Consider the following 18,315-nt stretch of genomic DNA (forward strand, 5'->3'; position numbering starts at 1 on the left):
TGATTATTCTCAACATAAAATTAACATAAAATGAAAAAGATATTTTCCCTATTAGCAATCTTGCTTGTAACGATTTCCTTTGCATCTGCTCAAGAGATTCATTTTGACAATTATGAAGGAGGAGATTATACCAAAGCAGCTTCTGCTGATGAAAAAGCAGGCGCAAAAATGAGCCAACCAGGTACTACTGCAACAGAGTGGAACTATGGCTCTATCAAGAATGCCTCTACTGGATATCGTTATTTCAAGTTTACCAATACAGGAAAAGGTCCTTTGGTTATTTCTGCAGCAAAAGGAAGTTGCGGTTGTACGGTTCCTTCTTATCCTAAAGAGCCAATTATGCCTGGACAAAGTGAATTCATTAAAGTAAAATATGATACTAAGCGCCCTGGTGCTTTTACTAAATATGTAACACTAACCACAAACGCTCAAACTAATACAACTACTCGTCTAAAAATCTTTGGTACAGTAGGTGCAGCTGCTTCTGCTCCTGCCTCTAAAACACCTGTTGCTGCGCCAAAAGGATAAAATATAGACTATAACAATTAGTCACTCCCATAGCTTAATTGCTGTGGGATTTTTTTCACTCACATTAACTAAGTTTTTAGTTAAATAACTATTTACTTAGTTTAAAAACCACTTCTTATGAAAATGAAATTCATGTTAGCCACCATTCTATTTCTTTTAATGAGTAATAGCTATGCCCAAGAAATTAAATTTGAAACACAAAAAATTGATTATGGTACCGTATCTCAAAATAGCGATGGTACCCGACACTTTTCTTTTACCAATACAGGTTCAGCCCCTCTTATCATCCAAAATGCACAAAAAAGTTGTGGCTGTACGGTTCCCACTTGGCCAAAAGAACCAATTATGCCTGGTGAAAGTGCTAAAATTACGGTTAAGTACAATACCACTAAATTGGGTGCTTTTAGCAAGTATGTTACAATTACTAGTAATGATACCAAAACCCCCAGTACTAGATTACAAATAGTAGGCACTATTGTTCAAGAAGCACCAGCCGTCCCTCTAAAGGATCATACTGTTTTTAAGTAAGGGAACTGATAAAACTTTTTTTTGCACAGTTCAACTAAGTTCTTAGTTAAACTCTAGGCTACTTTCCTTTTTTGGGGAAGTAGCTTTGTATTTAATAGGTTCTAGTTCTAGGATATTAGTGTTGATAATAGAACGAATTTTTTGGTAAGGTATTTTAAAGGAAATTGCTCCTAGTGCAAAAGGCCCCAAATCATAAGGGTTATAATGAAAATGCAAGCCTGTTGATCCTATTGAAAAATTAGGTGGCAGCATAAAATCTCCTGCATTAAATTCATAATGCGTTTCAATTAAATTGGTATCTGCATCCAAATTTACTTTTTGTTTAAAAGCAGCTTCGGAGATAGCTAATAATTCTGTTTGATAGTTTTCTAAAAACAAATCGTCCAAGCTCAACACCTCCCCTGTCTTTAAATTTAAATTGAGATAACTCGTCCAAGTATTGGCATGTGCTCCACCTGTAAATTCTAGTTTATGAATTTTCAAAGACATCAGTGTAGGTGTATTTAATAGTACATCGATAGTCATTTCAAACACCCAATTGCCTGAAGGCAAATCAAACTCCTCCATTTCTTTTTTGTGCTCCTTGTACTCCTCCATAAATTGCGTCATCCGAGCTTCCAAATCTTTTGCACTCTTTTGCCCAATGCCATCTTGTAACAATAACGTTTCGATTCTATCCCTAATAGAATCTAGTACGGCGTTTTGTTGCGGCAGAGTATCTATGATGGGATATGAAAAAACAATCTTTGTAATATCTTTCTGGGTATGATCTTTTGCATTTTTTTCCAACTTATAATCTAATTGAATCGAATAATTAAACGTATCCAAATTAGAAACAAGCTGATAAGGGAGTTCTTCAGCTTCAGTCAAGGTACCCTGAATGGCTGTTTGTTCGACCTCCCTAGTGGTTTTATTGTCTATACAAGCAATAACCACTGCCAAACTAAAAACACAAATACTAATGGCTCCCCATTTATTCATTATAAAATTTTATATACTAAGAAAAGTCGTCTAAAAGAAGTCTTTGTATTTGTAAATTAATCGATTAACCTCTTTTAAAAGCTGAGACTACAATTTAATCCATTTTAAAGAGATAGTGAAGTTTCCTGCAAAAAAATATCAGTTTGCATTCAAAAGCTGAGTATAGGACAAAGCACATAAAAAATGCTGATACAAGTACCGTACAAGCTAAAACCTATATTTCGATCTTAAATGCTAGATCGAAATTCATAAAATAGCTTGACACCTCCCTTATGTAAAAAAGCGCACCGTTCTAAGACCTATAGCCAAACTTGTAATAGTTGTACTATAAATTAAACTTTCCACACGATTTACTTCGTGATAGAGTTGTCAAAGAACGCATTTTTTTACTAAATTTACAGGCAATTTTATTGTATCCTATCTTTTTGCACAATACTAACGCTTGTAAATTTAAGTAGCTACTATTCTCAATATACTATGAAAACACCTAAAGAAATACAATTGGCCACCCTAACTTTTCTTCGTGCATTCAAAGATCAAAAAGCATCAGAGTTAGAGGGTACATTTATTCCTTTTGATCCTGTTTTTCTGTACAAACAATATCAAGTTTATTTGGGAGGCACGATTTTATTTACGGTCTTATTTCTTTTCCTTCTTTATAATGCGTGGTTTATTGATGCCATCTATTATTGGCACATAGATTTTCCTGTAATTCTTGGCTTCCTTGTTATTGGCTTTTTCTTAGTGGTCTCTATCGTCTTAGCTAATAAGACCATAAAAACCAATAGAGAAATACAATTTGTGCTCAAGAATCCCAATAAAGCCCCTTATGGTGTTTTAATTACAGAGGAATACTATTTTGAAAATGCCCCTAATGCCCATCACATTATTCCTAGAGAAAATATTATCAAAATAGACTACGAAGAATTGAATCCTAATAACGAAATCTATCTTGAATTGTTATTAGATACTGGTAATCATTATGAAGTTAGGGGGATTACTTATAAAGCCGAAGAATATGATCTAAAATCATGGATAAAGGCTACCAATAGCTAAGCTGTCTTGGAGGCTAAAATAAGCATCGATATATTCCCCTATTAATACTTTAACGTATCTTTAACAGCCGCTTTATTTAGGTGTGGATTGCTATTTTGTAGCACGCTAGAAGGGCTATCATTGTCTAGTTTATTTAGGTCAATTTTGCCTGTGCTAATCCCATAAAGAGCAAGCCCACCAACCAGTATTAAACCTATAAGCGAAATAAATGAAAATTTCCAGCCCCAAATATTGCCCAAATATTCATCTTTAAAATCACCAAAAACTAGCTTTCTTGCTCTTGCCCTTCTTTCCTTTCTGCTGAGTTCAATGAATGTTTTTTTGTCATCTTCTTTTTCCATAAGTCAACTTTTCTACTATTAAATGCGTATAATTAAGGCTAAATATGTTTAAGAGAACAATTCTTATGTAGAATAGTTTTTATTTTGAATGAATATACAGATCGAGAAATTCACCTTTGGCTCTATTTTTTGTCAAAAAATCTTTTATATTCTCTTTGTGGAATTCATTGGTGATAAAATGTTTATCGCCTTATAAAAATACTATTGTACGGTGAAGTTGTTTAATTATTAAAGCCTAAAATTAATCAATTGTTCTTGAATCATGTTTATTAGTAGTCTGTTGATTTTTCAGTTTTTTATTGGATGTTGATTCTATAACGATTAAAATTGCTTGATTGACAACTTTTCCATCTGCTACCTGTTTTTTAACTTAACTAATTCATCCTGCTTAGCCTATAAATCTACCAATAGGATGAACGACCAAAATAGTCCTTGTTCAAAGAAAAATTAAAACTTATGAAGAATGTCATAATGGTACTTGCCATTTCCATATTGAGTTCTGGATTAACCCTAGGGATTTACAAATTCTGTATAGAAAAGCCAGTATCACCTGTTCGAGATGTCATCATAAAAGAAGCATCTTATGCCAAACAAGTTAACAATCCTAACTATTATCCTGACATTACTAATGTGTCCTCCTTTAAAGACGCTGCTGATTTAGTCCGTCCTACTGTGGTACACATTCACAGCAATACAGGAGGGCGCTATGAACGTTTATTTGGCGGAGAATCTTCTGGTTCAGGGGTTATTGTATCTGAGGATGGCTATATTGTCACCAATAATCATGTCATCAGTGGCGCTGAAGAGGTCACTGTAACACTCAATAACAAACGAACCTATGAAGCCAAAATCATTGGTACTGATAAAACAACAGACTTGGCCGTAATTAAAATCAAAAAACGTGACTTGAAAGAAGCAAAGCTTCCCATGCTCCAATTTGGAAATTCAGACGATGTTTTTGTTGGTGAATGGGTTCTAGCAGTTGGAAATCCTTTTAACTTAACTTCTACTGTCACAGCAGGGATTGTTAGTGCCAAAGGAAGAAATATTGATATTTTAGATGGTGCTTATGATATAGAATCATTTATCCAAACCGATGCTGTTGTTAATCCTGGTAATAGTGGTGGTGCATTGGTCGATACGGATGGTAATTTGATTGGGATCAATACTGCTATCATTACTCGTTCTGGACGTTATGAAGGCTATTCTTTTGCTGTTCCCGCCAATCTAGTAAAAAAGGTCATGCAAGATTTGATTGAATTTGGCGAGGTTCAACGTGGTTTTCTGGGGGTTACCATCAAAGACATTTCGGATGAGATTGCAGACGAAAATGATCTTGAATCAATGAATGGCGTCTATATCCAAGGTGTGGGCGAAGAAAGTGCCGCTGAAGAAGCGGGTCTTGAACAAGGCGACGTAATTGTTAGGGTCAATGGAATTGATGTCAAAAGCTCTCCTGAATTGCAAGAGCAGGTAGGTTTGTTCCGTCCTGGAGAAAAAATAGCTGTTATTTTCTTGCGTGCAGGCAAACTAAAATCTACAGAGGTAACGCTAAAAAATGGCTCAAATACTATTTCTCTAGGCGAAAAACGCAATGCCACTCAATTGGCTTCTAAAAGCACCTTGCTCAGCGAGTTAGGTATTGAAGCGAAAACACTAGCAGATAAAGAGCTAAAAAGCACCAATGGGGTTATTATTACCAAAATTGAAAAAGATGGTATTATTGAACATACCAATATGGAGCGTGAGTTCATTGTTACAGCAGTTAATAATACCAAAATAGCTAATTTAGATGAATTTATGGAGGCTATTTTGGAAGCTGAGGGCGAAGTGGTATTAGACGGTTTTTACAAAAAATACCCTGGGGAGTATAGCTATGTCTTTGACAAAGATTAGTCAAAAGACTATAAAAATATAAAACCACAGTTGATAGAATTATAAAAATATCTGGACAGTTTTTACATTTGTAATATTCTTGCCGGAAGAGCATAACATCCATTACTCCTCCTTTATTTTTAGCAGGGGTAATGGATTTTTTATTCGAAGTTGTTAAAAAGTAAAACAACTCTAAATACGTTCCTAGCCAAAACCAATACTATGAAAGTCAAATTTATTTCCAGTATACTGCTTATTGCTGCCTTTTTTGCTTGTGAAAAAAAAGACACCGTTTATACCAAAAATATTCATAACAAAAGTGCTAAAACCATCCACTTTTATCTTTATGGTAATTTTAATCCCCAAACGTATGGTGATACAATTACGGTAAATGCAGGGGAATTAAAAGAGATCCATTCTTATACCGAAGAAAACAGTGCCGTAGGAGTCCAGCAGCCTTGTCGTATTTACGATGATTCTATTCGTGTTGTAGTAGATGGAGGAGGAACACTTCAAAAAAAATTAACCCATGATAACGATTGGATTTTTTCATCCAATAATTCAACGGTTCAAACCTGTACTTTTGAGATTACAGACGCAGACATACTTTAATTAAAAATGTGGAAGATCATAGGAATCCCCCTGTTGCTTTATCTAATTTTTGTACTCTATATCTATCAACCAGCCAAGTCTGCTCCGATCCCGATCGCAGAGCTAATTAAACAAATGCCTATTGATACAGTAGAGTTGTACATTAAGACACATGCTAAATTAGCTGTTCAGGAAATGCAACGAGCAAAGATCCCTGCTAGTATTACCTTGGGACAAGCAGTTTTGGAATCTAAATATGGCACAAGTGAACTTGCTTTGCAGGCCAACAACCATTTTGGTATAAAATCAGAAGCTCAATGGGATAGTTCTGATCGTCATTGTATTTACTCTTATGAATGGAGTGAGAAAAAACAACGCATGTATCCCGTGTTGTCTTGTTTTAGGCAATATGCTTCTATCCAAGATTGTTTTCGAGGACATTCCGACTTTTTAGTTCAACGTCCTTATTATACAGAACTGTTTACCCTAGATATTGCTGATTTCGAAGCTTGGGCACATGGCTTACAAAAAGCAGGTTATGCTACAGATCCTAATTATGCCGCCAAACTGATTGCAATTATCAATCGCTATCAATTGCAGAAATACGATACGCAAGAATTTGTCCATTAGCTTAACCCTAAGATGCTTAAAATCTCCCAAGAACTTTGTTATCTTTGCAGTTTACAACTAAAAAACAAGTCGTTTTTTGACGCACAATCAATAAATTAGTATAAAATACCAACAATCCTTATGGAAAATAATAACGTGGTGAAAACAAGTGATATTACTTGTAGAATAGGTCTGGATGATCAAAACGTTCCAGTTAAAATAGAATGGCAAGCTCAAGACTCTCCTGACACCCCTGAGTTCAAAGAATCTAAGGCAATGCTTTTGGCACTTTTTGACAAAGACTATAGAGATACTTACAAAATTGACCTTTGGACAAGTGAGCTACAAGTTGCTGAGATGAATAAGTTTATGTACCAAACACTTCGTGGATTAGCAGATACTTATTTTCGTGCCACCAACAATAAAGAAATGGCAAACGATATGCGAAAGTTCGTTCAATATTTTGGCGAAAAAACAGAAGTAACCGCTCCAGAAGAATAGAAGCGTAAACCTTGCCTTATAAAATCACTCGCTTGTTTTACAATTAAGCTATTATAAGCGAGTGATTTTCTCTCAACACTATCAAAAATGGATGTACTACGCCAAGCGATACACCAACAAGTCCCTATTCAAGATACGGACTGGCAGTTGCTCACCCAACATTGGGTGATTCCTAAGTCGCTTCAACGCAATGAATACCTTTATGACCTTGGATCGATCGGAAAACACTTGTATTGGGTGCTTAAAGGAACGCTAAAAATCTGTTATATTAATAAAGGCGAAGAAATCTGTGCTGGTTTTTGTTATCCAGATACCTTAGCCTGTTCCTACCCTTCTTTTATTTCCAACAAACCTACCCAATATTGCATTCAAGCTATTACTCCTTGCCAATTGGTTGGCATCAGTCGCCAACATTTTTATGAAGCCATTGAACAGAACATTCGCCTAGAACGTGCTTGGCGAAAAATTACAGAACAGGTATTATTGGGCAAAATAGAACGAGAAATGGACTTGATTACTGCCAGTCCAGAAGAGCGTTTTACTAGATTATGGAAACGTAGCCCGCATTTGTTTCAACTGGTTCCTCAACGTTATATCGCCTCCTACTTGCGCATGACACCAGAAACATTTAGTCGGATCAAAAGTCGAGTCTGGAAACCTTGATTTCAATCAAGATTTTTTTGCTTTTTTTTATTGACCTTTGTTTTATTACATTAATACTCCGTTGATTACCTGCGGTGCTACTGCGTGGTTTTTAGTTTTTTAGTTCGCTATGCTCATGAGAATAGTTAATAAAAAACATAAAAAAGCATCTTGCATCATATTATTGCATGAGTGCTGCGATTTTTCAACGGAGTAATGATTACATCACATCAATAGACAACATAAAGCATGAAATCCGTAGATTTGTTAACGCAAGTTCAAAAACAAAGTCAGGCAATTCGGCAAATTGCTCAACAACGTTTTCTCCCTCTCTCCTCACAAGAGCTCAATCAAAAACCTAGTCCACAACAATGGAGCATTGCTGAATGCTTAGAACACCTCAACTATTACTCCTCCTATTATAACAAAGCAATCAAAGCAGCCATCCAAACTGCTGAGCACAAAGGTTGGAGTGCGGTGCCTGCTTTTTCTTCGAGCTGGCTGGGCAAAAAATCGATTGAATCGGTCGATCCTAATAATCTAAAGCCCATGAAAGCCAAAAAGAACTTGAACCCTTCCTTAAGTACAGTTCATCCAGATGTTGTTCAGCGTTTTATAAAGGGGCAAGACGAATTTTTAGCACTAGCAGAGTTGGCAAAAAAGGTTAACCTTAATAAAGCAAAAGTGCGTATTGAGGTAATGAAATTGCTCAAATTGCGTTTAGGGGATATTTTTTTATTTATGGTCACTCATCATCAACGCCATTGTAATCAAGCCTTGCGCATTTTAGAAGCATAATTTAACCTTTATAAGTCGTAAGTTAATACACCAACTTACGACTTATAATCAATGCTTCCTCCCATTACCAGCTTCGAGTATAGCTAATGGAAGGCATAATTGGCAAAATACTAATTTGGAACAACTTTAAGGAGCCATCTGCTTGCTCTCTAGGTACCACCATATAAGGATTGAGTTGATTGTAAACATTATAAACTCCTAAACTCAAAGTTTGGGCACCATGCTTTAGTTTTTTATGCCAATTAACCGTAATATCCATCCGATGATAGGCGGGCATTCTAAAGTTATTACGATCTACAATATTGGTAATATCAGAAATAATAGCACCAGTACTAAATGTTCCACTCTGCATATCCATTTGGGTTTGAATGGGCGTATAACGTTCTAAACCTAAGGTTACAGGATGCCCTGTTCCATAAACCCAAACTACACCAACATCCCAATTGTCATTAAATTTATAATTCAAGGCAATGCTTACATCATGTCTTCTATCGTAACGATAGGGAAAAGGATTTCCTCGATTGATGCGCTCAAACATTCTCCAAGACCAAGATAAGGTATACGTGACCCAGCCTGTAAATTTGCCCCTACTTCGTTGTAACATGACTTCTGCTCCATAGCTTGTGCCTCTACCTATTTCTACCAAAGATTCCCAAGAACGTTTATTTTGCAAAAAGTTTGTTGAAGGATTGTACTCTAACAAATTTTCCATGATTTTATAAAACCCTTCTAAGGTAAATTCTAAATCAAATGGAAAATCTTGGGTTAGCCCTAACGTCCATTGGTGCGAATGCTCTGGGGGGACATCTTCTGTAGTAGGGAGCCACAAATCGGTAGGAAGTCCAATTCCAGGGTTGGTCAATAGATGTACAAACTGCGTCATTCTCGAATAAGAAGCTTTGATAGAGGTATACTTCGCTGCTAGCAGATTGATTGATAACCGAGGCTGTACAGAAAAGTAGTTTTTGCCTTCCAACAGAAAGTCCGCAATATGAATACCTGGGTTAATTTTTAAAACCTTCCCAATGCGAATATCATCTTCAATAAATGCATTAAACTCATGAATCTTGCTAAAGGTATTTAATTCATTTTCGTTCCCCCCTCCCATAAAACTAAAGGTAGACTTACTAATTTCAGGTCTGAACAGGTGGTGCGTATATCCTAATCCAAAACGAATATAATGCTTATTGTGTGGAACATAATCAAAATTCACCTTTGCTCCTATGTCGTGAATGGGAGTGCGTCCTTCTGATTCAAATTCATCCTCTTGGTAAACATAATTTTGACTACTTTTTAGAAGCGCATAATTACTCGTACTTGATTCGTAAAAATAATTACTATAATTAGCCGTAAGTGTCATAAATAATTTATGGTTGAGCTCTGAATGCCAATGCAAGCTAACAATCTTATTGCCCCATTGCAACTTATCGTTGTTTTGAATGTATTTGCTCAGACTATCTGAAACCATCTTAAATTTTAGGTTATCGGTCTGTTTATAATCCAAAAAATCATCGCCAAAATAACCGCTTAACACCAAATAATTTTTATCGGAAAATTTATGTTTCAATTTGACATTAATGTCATAAAAACTATAATTAATCACATTCCCTACCCCTCCATTATTATCGACAATAGCTTGCTGAATAGGCACCCCAAAAAGATCGACCCACGAACGTCTTCCTGTTATTAAAAACGAGGTTTTACCTTTCCATATCGGTCCTTCGATAGATGCCCCAGCAGATAGTAACCCTATAGAAACTTCGCCGTGAAACTTCTGCATATCTCCCGTTCTAGTATGAATATCTAACACAGAAGACAACCTCCCACCGTAACGAGCAGGAAATCCGCCTTTTATAATCGTTGCCTTTTTAACAATTTTGCTATCAAAAATAGAGACAAAGCCAAATAGATGATTGGCATTATAAACGGGTGCTCCATCAATCAAAAAGAGGTTTTGGTCGGGTCCTCCTCCTCTTACAAACAACCCACTAGCCCCTTCACTACCAGACTGTACTCCTGGCAACAATTGCATCGCTTTGATTACATCTACTTCCCCCAACATACTTGGTAAGCTCTTAATGGTCTCAATGTCCATAGTATGACTACTGATTACATTAAGATCATGTCTTGAGTCACTGTGTTTAGAAGATTCTACCACGACTTCTTCCATCTCTTCCCCTGCATCCAAATTTAGATTAAGTTTCACATTGCCCGACAAATCCAACACTTTGCTAACCGACTGATAACCGATATAAGAACAAATAATCTGATGCTTTCCTTTAGGAAGCGTTAAGCTATAAAACCCCTCTATATTGGTCGTGGTACCTCTGGAAGTTATGGGTTCAAAAATCGTTGCCCCAATTAATGGATCTTGGGTTTTCTCATCCACCAAATAGCCACTAATTGTATACTGAGGGGGGGCTGGTTGTACTTTCTTGGGATTGTTAAACAACGTAATTTGGCTTCCAAACACCTTAAAATCAATTGGTGTCCCTGCCAATACTTGTTCTAAAACCCAACCCAATTTTTGATTTTTAAACGTTAGGTTGACTCTATGATCTAATGGAATTTTGGATTCGTCAAAGACAAAGTTAATGGATGCAACTTTTTCTTCCAGTAGTTTCAGAGCAGCATTGATGCTACGGTTTTTGAGTTGGATACTAATTTTTTCGTCTAAAAAGTTTTTTTCTTGTGCCCAAGTATTAAAACTAATCCCCAAACAAACTAAAAGCAGAATAAAGTGGTATGTGGTAAACCGATGTAAATGCATTGAATTATCATTTTTAGAATAGCAAAAATAGGGGGAAATATTTGCAGACACCAAGGTACGAAAAAGATATTAGAGCTGCTATCCCTTCTAAAAAAATGACAGAGACTTAGCACACTATAAATTAAATATTGTTCATTTATACAGAGGGATTTGAATGAAAACCAAGGCGCCCCACTGCCTGATAGCCTTAGCTATCAAGGTGAGGATGCAACATGAGCATGAGCGTAACAAACGAGCAGCTTGCTGTAGTACAGCAACAGGGCAGTGCAAACTGGGCAAGCTTGTATAAGATACAAAGGACTAGCCTGTTCGCCAAAAGGCTCACTTAGAATTTAGATAGAATTTAGTTTATAGTTTACTTAGGTAAGTAGGCAAAAAAAATTAGCAATTAGGAACGACCTAATTGCTAATCTAATAAAAGGAATAATTATACTAATTTGGTTGGATTACGCTATTCATTGCTAATTCGATAATGCAAGTTAGGTTTAATGGCTTCTAATTTTAAGCCCGAAGCTAAGGTCAATGACTCTAGCATTGGTTGTACCTCCATTACATTAAAATTTCCTGTTGTTTGTCCTTGGGTTCCTTTAGCCACCTCTATTTTTACGTCATAAAACGTTTGCATCAAAATAGCAACCTTATCAATAGGAGTTTTGTAAAATTCAAATCTACCTGTTTTCCAAGCCAAATAATTAGGAGAAAAATTATCGAATTTCTCAATATTTCCATCGATGACAAAAGCCTGTTCTCCCGCTTTCAAAGAGATTTCATTAATATCAGAAGCAATGACCTTAACCACTCCTTCTACCACTCTAATAATTGTTTTTTCTTTTTTGTGAGCAACGCTAAATTGTGTCCCAATAATCGAAACGGCAGCATTTTTGGTGTGCACCAAAAAAGGTTCTTGTTTATCCTTTTTTCTCGATTTTACATCAAAAAAAGCTTCTCCTTTATGAATTTTCACCGCATAAGCACCTTCTTGATCTCCCATGTCCTCGATTTTGGTATTTTTATTTAACCAAACTTTATCCCCATTGGTCAAGGTCATGGCTTTTACTGCTCGCTGCGTGGTCATTTCTGTTCCTCTGACTGTAGAGTCAAACTCTTTGTTTAAACCTTCAACAAATAACTGGTCATTATCAATACTGGGGTTAATAAATTGACGAATTCCCAAAACACAAACTAAAAGTATTGCAGCAGCTACCGCCATTTTTTTCCATACAGCCATTCCTACAACCTTTGTGGTTTGTGGGGAAGCATTATCGGTCAATTGAGGCTGTAATTCAGCCCAAGAAGCCTTAGCATCAAACTCAATATAATCAGTATCCTTAGACAAAGACCAGATCATTTGCTGTTCTTTAAATTCGGCAGGATGTTCTTTTTTCCAAGCTTTCACCAAAGCATTTTCTTCAGTGGTACACTGCTTGTTAAAATATTTGGGTAATATAGTATAGATATCTTCCATTTGATTTTCATTTAAAAGCGCAAAAATAAGCAAGCTTAGGGCAACATTATGGTCAATCTTGCTCCCAATTAGCGCTTATCGACTAATATAATTTTCCTATTAATAAGTAGTAAGAGAAAGTCGATTCCCCTAAAAAAGACTACAGAAAGTTAAGGAAAACTATAAAAATCATCAGATCTGATAATTTTTGGCGCAAGAGTTTGAGGGCACGAGAAATTTGATTTTCTACTGTTTTGACAGAAATATCCATTTCTTCTGCAATTTCTTTATAAGTATATCCACTTGCTCTACTCAACATAAAAACCTGTCGGCATTTAGTGGGCAATTGAGCGATAGCATAAGACAACTGTTTTTTGCGTTCGTTCATAGCAGCATCGTCTCCATCTTCTTCGGTATGCGGATGACTAGAAGGAGTCATTTTAGTCACATACTGTTGTTTGGTCTTGTCCTTACGAATAAAATCAATGGACTTAAACTTAACAGATCGAACTAAATAAGCCTCCAAAGAAGTTTTGATGGTCAATGTTTTTCGTTTATTCCACAAATCTAAAAATACATCCTGCACAACATCTTTTGCAGCATCTTTATCGTTGAGAATGGAATAAGCATAATTTGCCAATCCGTTAAAGAATTGATGATAGATCTCTTGAAACGCCTTTTGATTGTTTATATTAATCCGTGTACTCACTTTTATAATTGAATTGTGGCATAAAGGAATACAAGGTACATCTCAGAAAAAAGATGTACCTTGTATTATAAATAATTTCAAATCAAACCAATGTACGTTATTGGCTGTTGATAAAGATCCAATACATTAACAACAATAACAAGCCAATACCAACAATTGAGTATAGGGCTAAATTTTTGATTTGAACAGTATCTTCTTCTGTGGGTACTACTTCTTCTGTGGGCAATTGCGCTCTCTGCTCCTTCAATTGCTTTTGACGCTCTTTTTTAGAGACTTTTTTCTCATGCGTACTACCAGCAACTTTAAATTGTTTTCTAGACATGCTATAAAGAGTATTTTATGAATTGAAATTATTTAAGAATTGGAAATCAGCGAAGCTAATAGCCTTCCGTTGCGAACAAACTGAATAACAAAAAGCTTGCCCCCTCACCAACAAAGTAAGTATAAACATTAGCACTCATTATACTTGCCTGAGCTAGTTATAGGCTTGGTTCAACAGAACTGCGAAGCACTCACAACCTCAGCTTGCTAGCTCATAAGTAAAACGCATAACAAAGTAACTCCATTTTTTAAACAACTTCATTTTTTAGAATTAATAGAATTGTTTAGCCAAAATTAGAATTTGGTCCAATCCAATTACAAATATAATTGATTGCGCATACAATGAAGAAAATTTGTATCAATTTCTATTGGTTTAGAATTAACATAGTCTATACTTTAGCCACAAAACAAACTTCTTCTCTTCTTCTAAAAATTAAATGGCTCCTTGCTTCTAAAATTCCAGATTGACACATTTTGTCCAAGAATTACATTCTTAATAAAATTATTTTTATTTTTCATCTTTATTTATTATTGAATCCCCAGTCCTCCAATGATGTTCCTAAAGAAACACCTTTTACTAGTGGTCTACCTATCCTTCTGTTGCACGGCTATAATCGCACAAGACCAGGCCATCCAAACCCTTCACAATCGCCTTAAAAGCAAGCTTATTACAGTAGATAGTAGCGCCACTATTTATCGCCAACTCACCCGTCTATATGCCAAGAAACACAAGTATAACCAAGCATTAAATATTGCAAAAAAAGAAGCCAATATTCGGCGTAGAACTCAGCAAAAGCAAAAATTAGCAGAAGTATATTTTAACATCGCCAGTCTATATCGCACCACTGCGTTTTATCAGAAAGCACTCAATTGGGGACAAAAATCATTGTCGATTTATAAATCTATATTGGGTTCTAATCACAGTGAAAGTCTCAGTATTTATCGATTTTTAGCACAAACGCATTATCTTCTAGAAGACTATACAACCGCTATTTTATTAGCAAAAAGGGCAATAACTGGCTACAAAAAAATACAACCAAGACAACCTAAAGCCGAAATTAATTTGCAAATTTTATTGGGAAGCATACAAATTCAAAAAGCGACCTATTCCGCAGCTCAACAAACCTATGAATACGCCCAGAATCTTTATCGACAATTTGCTACAGAAGTTTCAGAAGAATTATTGGCCCGAATTTATACCAATCTAGCCTCCTTAAAAATTCAGCAAAAAGCAATACTTGAAGCCCTCGCCTATTATCAAAAAGTGGTTGATATTCGCAAAAAACTGCGCCACGAAAATCATTTTACGATACAAACTACTTATACCAATATTGGTTTATGTTATTATCAACTGGGGGAGTTTAATAAAGCACTTACGTACCATCAAAAAAGCCTTGCTATCTTACACCAAACCTATGGACAACAGCATGACCTCATCGCCTTCTCTCACAATCACATAGGAGCAACTTTCTTACAATTAACACAAAAAGATGCTGCCCATTATCATCTTAACCAAGCGATTAAAATTTACCAAAATTTATTTGGTTCCAATAGCACACAAAGTATTGCTCCCCTATGGCAACTCGCCAAATTATTTCGCCAAAACAGCGCTTACAAACAAGCGGAACAATATTTCAAAAAAATCATCCACATTCATAAAACACATCACAATCACCGTCATCCCGATTTGGCAAAAATGTATCTTGATATGGCTTATTTGCACCAAGCGCAGCAACAATATGCTCTTGCTTATCACTATACAAATCTAGCCTATCAAAGCAACCAATTGCAGCAACACCCACTCGATAAAATATTGATGCTAAAAATCATTGAACTAAAACTAAAAATCAGCTTGCACTTGCCCCCCAAAGAACAGGAAGCCACCTTTTTGCTATTGGATCAAATCCAACCAATACTTGCCTTATTACAAACCAATTTGAATTACATCACAGATCAACAAAATTTGATTCAAGAGCTTCGAAAAATTTGCGAACAGGGCTTAGAACTCTCTTACCAGTTGTACCAAAAACACCCCAAACTTACCTACCTATGCAAAGCATTTCAACTCATGGAGTACAACAAAGCGGTGCTATTGTCCACTCAAATCAAACAAAGTTATTGGAACAATAAATTAGCACATTACAATGTTCATAAGCAGGAAAAGCAATTAGCCCAGCTTCGTTTTTTAGAACAAAAATGGAAAAAAGCAGAACACCAACAAAATAATGACCAAGCCCTTAAATTACGGCAAGAAATATTCAAACAATATGAACTTTATCAAGAGCAGATGCATCGTACCAATCAACAACTACCTTATCACAGCCCCATAAAACTGACGAGTCTACAAAAACAACTCTCTGCTCAACAAATGCTCGTTAATTATTTTTATGGTCAACATACCATTTATATACTTGGCATCCAACAAGAACAATTATATTTTCAAAAAGCTAGTTTGGCAATAAAAAAAGACATGGATCAATTTTCTAATGCGCTATTGTCACTTGAACATAGCAAAATAAAACTAAGCAATTCTTGCCAACAGTTTGATCTCGTAGCAGCTAAACTCTATGACATATTGTTACCCATTAATCCTCCCCATGAAGTCCTTATTATTCCAGATGGTCGGCTTTGTTACCTCCCCTTCGAATGCCTAACCACCCAAATAAAACCCCAAGCCAAAGGGTATCATCAACTAAATTATGCCCTCCACAAACATACCATTAGCTATGCTTATTCTGCCACTTCTTATTATTACCAACAGTACAAACACCTTAACCACCAAAATATAAAAATACTAGGATTTGCTCCCAGCTATGAACAGCAAAGACAATTGCCTTCGCTCCATGCTAATCTTACAGAAGTTCAGTTTCTAGAACAACAATTTCAGGGGGCTTTTTATTACAAACACACAGCTAAAAAGAAAACATTCCAAGCCCAGAGTAGTGATTTTGGAGTTTTACACCTAGCTTCACACGCCCTTGCCGATAACCACCAACTACAACAGCCAAAGTTATTTTTTGCCAAAGATTCCCCAGATAGCCTAAATGCTATCTTGCAACCTCACGAAATCGCACAACTGCAATTACAAGCAGATTTCGTAGTTTTATCGGCCTGTCAAACCGCAATTGGTTATTGGCAAAAGGGAGAAGGCATTATGAGTTTGGCTAGAGATTTTATGTATGCAGGTGTCCCTAGTATATTAACTACTCTATGGCAAATTAATGATGAATCGAGCAGTTCTATTATTCAGGACTTTTATCAACAAGTTGACCAAGTACCTAAACACATGGCGCTCAAGCTTGCCAAACAACGCTATTTAGAAAAGGCTTCCTCTTTTAGCGCTCACCCCTATTTCTGGTCTGGATATATTTTAATTGGAAATACAAATAGGTTGGATATAGATAGAGTACCTTCCACAAAAATATGGTACCTTGCTGCTTTATTATTGTTTTTTTTGGTTATAATCATATATTGTATAAAAATTACCTAAATACAGGACAAATTAGAATGAAGTAAACAATAAATGAAATGCTCATGAGGAATGAGTAACTAAAATTATTGATCTACTCCAACCTAGAATCAGTTTAAAACGCTATTAGACATTCGATCGCTGCACCTTTGGGTAAATTTATAATTTTAGTGGTTCATTATTAGTTGCTTTGCTCGTGAGCCAACAAGCTGGGTTTGCCCTGTACTTAAAAGAAGAATAAATCATCAACTATGAATTTTAATCTAGATAGAGATCTCGTTTTTTTTGATATAGAATCTACTGGTCCTGATGTAGTCAGAGATCGAATCATGCAAATTGCAATGATTAAATACCCAAAAGACGGAGGAACTCCTATTGAGAAAAATATTTTAATGAATCCTCAATATCCAATCAAACCTGATGCGCTTAAAGTGCATGGGATTACGATTGATATGGTGCGCAACAAGCCAACATTCAAAGAATATGCTGTGGAGTTAATGGACTTTTTGGACGAAGCAGATTTGGCAGGATACAACTCCAAACGCTTTGATATTCCTATGCTAATCGAAGAGTTTGGTCGTGTTGGGATGGAATTTTCGATGAAAGGGCGTCGCTTGATTGATGCGATGCAGATTTTCTATAAAATGGAACCTAGAACCCTTAAAGCAGCACTTAAGTTTTACTGCGGAAAAGATCTTGAAGATGCCCATGATGCCATGGCTGATACCAAAGCTACAGCTGACGTTTTCTGGGGACAAATCCAACGTTACGAAGGAGTAGATCATATTGACAATGATGATAAAATAACCGTTGCTCCTATCAAAAATGATATGCAAGCCATTCACGATTTTATTTCTGATAATAATAACGTAGATTTTACAGGGCGTTTTAGTAGAAATTCCGAAGGTGTTATTACCTTTAATTTTGGAACCAACAAAGGGCAAGAAGCGTATAAAAACCCACAAACGCTTAAATGGATTATAAGCAAGGATTTCCCTGCTCAAGTAAAAAATATTGCCAAAGCCATCCTTAATGGAAAAATGAAATAATTTAAAATACTTCTGGTAATTTGATCGTTTTGTGCCATTGCCCTAGGGCAAACTAAAGGTTGTACAAAACCTAACAAACGATTAAAACCATATATTCTAGCAG

At 35.9% G+C, this 18,315-nt stretch carries 17 protein-coding genes; 11 read left to right on the plus strand and 6 right to left on the minus strand.

Annotation, left to right across the window (positions count from 1 at the left end; translation table 11 throughout):
* The first annotated feature begins 30 nt into the window (after positions 1–30).
* Together AsAng_RS16735 and AsAng_RS16740 are read left to right on the plus strand one after the other, a co-directional pair.
* Positions 31–528 carry a DUF1573 domain-containing protein gene (locus AsAng_RS16735; protein ID WP_264788254.1) on the plus strand — a complete coding sequence of 166 codons (498 nt, stop codon included), beginning with the start codon at positions 31–33 and terminating at the stop codon, positions 526–528.
* Positions 529–645: 117 nt separating this feature from the next.
* A complete protein-coding gene (locus AsAng_RS16740; RefSeq protein ID WP_264788255.1) occupies positions 646–1,056 on the plus strand; it encodes a DUF1573 domain-containing protein in 411 nt (136 codons plus the stop codon).
* A 42-nt stretch (positions 1,057–1,098) separates the two neighbouring features.
* Here the strand turns inward: AsAng_RS16740 and AsAng_RS16745 are convergent, their stop codons facing one another.
* Entirely contained in the window at positions 1,099–2,037 is a 939-nt protein-coding gene (locus AsAng_RS16745; RefSeq protein WP_264788256.1) for a DUF3298 and DUF4163 domain-containing protein, read from the minus strand.
* Positions 2,038–2,514: 477 nt separating this feature from the next.
* Between AsAng_RS16745 and AsAng_RS16750 the strand changes: the two genes are divergently transcribed.
* Positions 2,515–3,093, plus strand: a complete 579-nt coding sequence (locus AsAng_RS16750; protein WP_264788257.1) for a hypothetical protein — start codon at positions 2,515–2,517, stop codon at positions 3,091–3,093.
* A gap of 41 nt (positions 3,094–3,134) precedes the next feature.
* On the opposite strand, the gene AsAng_RS16755 is transcribed toward AsAng_RS16750, so the two are convergent.
* A complete protein-coding gene (locus AsAng_RS16755) occupies positions 3,135–3,434 on the minus strand; it encodes a hypothetical protein (protein ID WP_264788258.1) in 300 nt (99 codons plus the stop codon).
* Positions 3,435–3,890: 456 nt separating this feature from the next.
* Here AsAng_RS16755 and AsAng_RS16760 point away from each other — a divergent pair, with 456 nt between their 5' ends.
* The 6 genes from AsAng_RS16760 (at position 3,891) to AsAng_RS16785 (ending at position 8,450) form a co-directional block, all read left to right on the plus strand.
* Positions 3,891–5,330 carry a S1C family serine protease gene (locus AsAng_RS16760; protein WP_264788259.1) on the plus strand — a complete coding sequence of 480 codons (1,440 nt, stop codon included), beginning with the start codon at positions 3,891–3,893 and terminating at the stop codon, positions 5,328–5,330.
* Between the two features lie 201 nt (positions 5,331–5,531).
* Entirely contained in the window at positions 5,532–5,921 is a 390-nt protein-coding gene (locus tag AsAng_RS16765; RefSeq protein ID WP_264788260.1) for a hypothetical protein, read from the plus strand.
* Positions 5,922–5,927: 6 nt separating this feature from the next.
* Positions 5,928–6,530 (plus strand): glycoside hydrolase family 73 protein, encoded by a 603-nt coding sequence (locus AsAng_RS16770; RefSeq protein WP_264788261.1) that lies wholly within the window; start codon positions 5,928–5,930, stop codon positions 6,528–6,530.
* A 120-nt stretch (positions 6,531–6,650) separates the two neighbouring features.
* Complete coding sequence (gldC, locus tag AsAng_RS16775; protein WP_264788262.1) at positions 6,651–7,010, plus strand: gliding motility protein GldC; 360 nt, start codon at positions 6,651–6,653, stop codon at positions 7,008–7,010.
* Positions 7,011–7,097: 87 nt separating this feature from the next.
* On the plus strand, positions 7,098–7,673 hold the full coding sequence (locus AsAng_RS16780; protein WP_264788263.1) for a Crp/Fnr family transcriptional regulator: 576 nt from the start codon (positions 7,098–7,100) through the stop codon (positions 7,671–7,673).
* Positions 7,674–7,901: 228 nt separating this feature from the next.
* The gene (locus AsAng_RS16785) at positions 7,902–8,450 is read left to right on the plus strand and encodes a DinB family protein (protein WP_264788264.1); all 549 of its coding nucleotides are present in this window, start codon (positions 7,902–7,904) and stop codon (positions 8,448–8,450) included.
* Positions 8,451–8,514: 64 nt separating this feature from the next.
* Here the strand turns inward: AsAng_RS16785 and AsAng_RS16790 are convergent, their stop codons facing one another.
* The 4 genes from AsAng_RS16790 to AsAng_RS16805 form a co-directional block, all read right to left on the minus strand.
* Positions 8,515–11,220: a TonB-dependent receptor gene (locus AsAng_RS16790; protein WP_264788265.1), complete on the minus strand. Its 2,706-nt coding sequence runs from the start codon at positions 11,218–11,220 to the stop codon at positions 8,515–8,517.
* Positions 11,221–11,671: 451 nt separating this feature from the next.
* On the minus strand, positions 11,672–12,685 hold the full coding sequence (locus tag AsAng_RS16795) for a FecR family protein (protein ID WP_264788266.1): 1,014 nt from the start codon (positions 12,683–12,685) through the stop codon (positions 11,672–11,674).
* A 139-nt stretch (positions 12,686–12,824) separates the two neighbouring features.
* On the minus strand, positions 12,825–13,373 hold the full coding sequence (locus tag AsAng_RS16800; RefSeq protein ID WP_264788267.1) for an RNA polymerase sigma-70 factor: 549 nt from the start codon (positions 13,371–13,373) through the stop codon (positions 12,825–12,827).
* A 97-nt stretch (positions 13,374–13,470) separates the two neighbouring features.
* Positions 13,471–13,695 (minus strand): hypothetical protein, encoded by a 225-nt coding sequence (locus AsAng_RS16805; RefSeq protein ID WP_264788268.1) that lies wholly within the window; start codon positions 13,693–13,695, stop codon positions 13,471–13,473.
* Positions 13,696–14,244: 549 nt separating this feature from the next.
* Between AsAng_RS16805 and AsAng_RS16810 the strand changes: the two genes are divergently transcribed.
* Entirely contained in the window at positions 14,245–17,184 is a 2,940-nt protein-coding gene (locus tag AsAng_RS16810) for a CHAT domain-containing protein (RefSeq protein ID WP_264788269.1), read from the plus strand.
* Positions 17,185–17,414: 230 nt separating this feature from the next.
* Positions 17,415–18,212, plus strand: a complete 798-nt coding sequence (locus AsAng_RS16815; RefSeq protein ID WP_264788270.1) for a 3'-5' exonuclease — start codon at positions 17,415–17,417, stop codon at positions 18,210–18,212.
* Positions 18,213–18,315 lie beyond the last annotated feature (103 nt).

Origin of the sequence: Aureispira anguillae (assembly GCF_026000115.1) — a bacterium.
Taxonomy (GTDB): domain Bacteria; phylum Bacteroidota; class Bacteroidia; order Chitinophagales; family Saprospiraceae; genus Aureispira; species Aureispira anguillae.

Bases quoted from the DNA above. Each gene is read 5' to 3' on its own strand.
- AsAng_RS16745 (WP_264788256.1), bottom strand. From the start codon at position 2,037: ATGAATAAATGGGGAGCCATTAGTATTTGTGTTTTTAGTTTGGCAGTG.
- AsAng_RS16770 (WP_264788261.1), top strand. From the start codon at position 5,928: ATGTGGAAGATCATAGGAATCCCCCTGTTGCTTTATCTAATTTTTGTA.
- AsAng_RS16780 (WP_264788263.1), top strand. From the start codon at position 7,098: ATGGATGTACTACGCCAAGCGATACACCAACAAGTCCCTATTCAAGAT.
- AsAng_RS16760 (WP_264788259.1), top strand. From the start codon at position 3,891: ATGAAGAATGTCATAATGGTACTTGCCATTTCCATATTGAGTTCTGGA.
- AsAng_RS16740 (WP_264788255.1), top strand. From the start codon at position 646: ATGAAAATGAAATTCATGTTAGCCACCATTCTATTTCTTTTAATGAGT.
- AsAng_RS16750 (WP_264788257.1), top strand. From the start codon at position 2,515: ATGAAAACACCTAAAGAAATACAATTGGCCACCCTAACTTTTCTTCGT.
- AsAng_RS16755 (WP_264788258.1), bottom strand. From the start codon at position 3,434: ATGGAAAAAGAAGATGACAAAAAAACATTCATTGAACTCAGCAGAAAG.
- gldC (WP_264788262.1), top strand. From the start codon at position 6,651: ATGGAAAATAATAACGTGGTGAAAACAAGTGATATTACTTGTAGAATA.
- AsAng_RS16815 (WP_264788270.1), top strand. From the start codon at position 17,415: ATGAATTTTAATCTAGATAGAGATCTCGTTTTTTTTGATATAGAATCT.
- AsAng_RS16785 (WP_264788264.1), top strand. From the start codon at position 7,902: ATGAAATCCGTAGATTTGTTAACGCAAGTTCAAAAACAAAGTCAGGCA.
- AsAng_RS16765 (WP_264788260.1), top strand. From the start codon at position 5,532: ATGAAAGTCAAATTTATTTCCAGTATACTGCTTATTGCTGCCTTTTTT.
- AsAng_RS16805 (WP_264788268.1), bottom strand. From the start codon at position 13,695: ATGTCTAGAAAACAATTTAAAGTTGCTGGTAGTACGCATGAGAAAAAA.
- AsAng_RS16735 (WP_264788254.1), top strand. From the start codon at position 31: ATGAAAAAGATATTTTCCCTATTAGCAATCTTGCTTGTAACGATTTCC.
- AsAng_RS16790 (WP_264788265.1), bottom strand. From the start codon at position 11,220: ATGCATTTACATCGGTTTACCACATACCACTTTATTCTGCTTTTAGTT.
- AsAng_RS16795 (WP_264788266.1), bottom strand. From the start codon at position 12,685: ATGGAAGATATCTATACTATATTACCCAAATATTTTAACAAGCAGTGT.
- AsAng_RS16810 (WP_264788269.1), top strand. From the start codon at position 14,245: ATGATGTTCCTAAAGAAACACCTTTTACTAGTGGTCTACCTATCCTTC.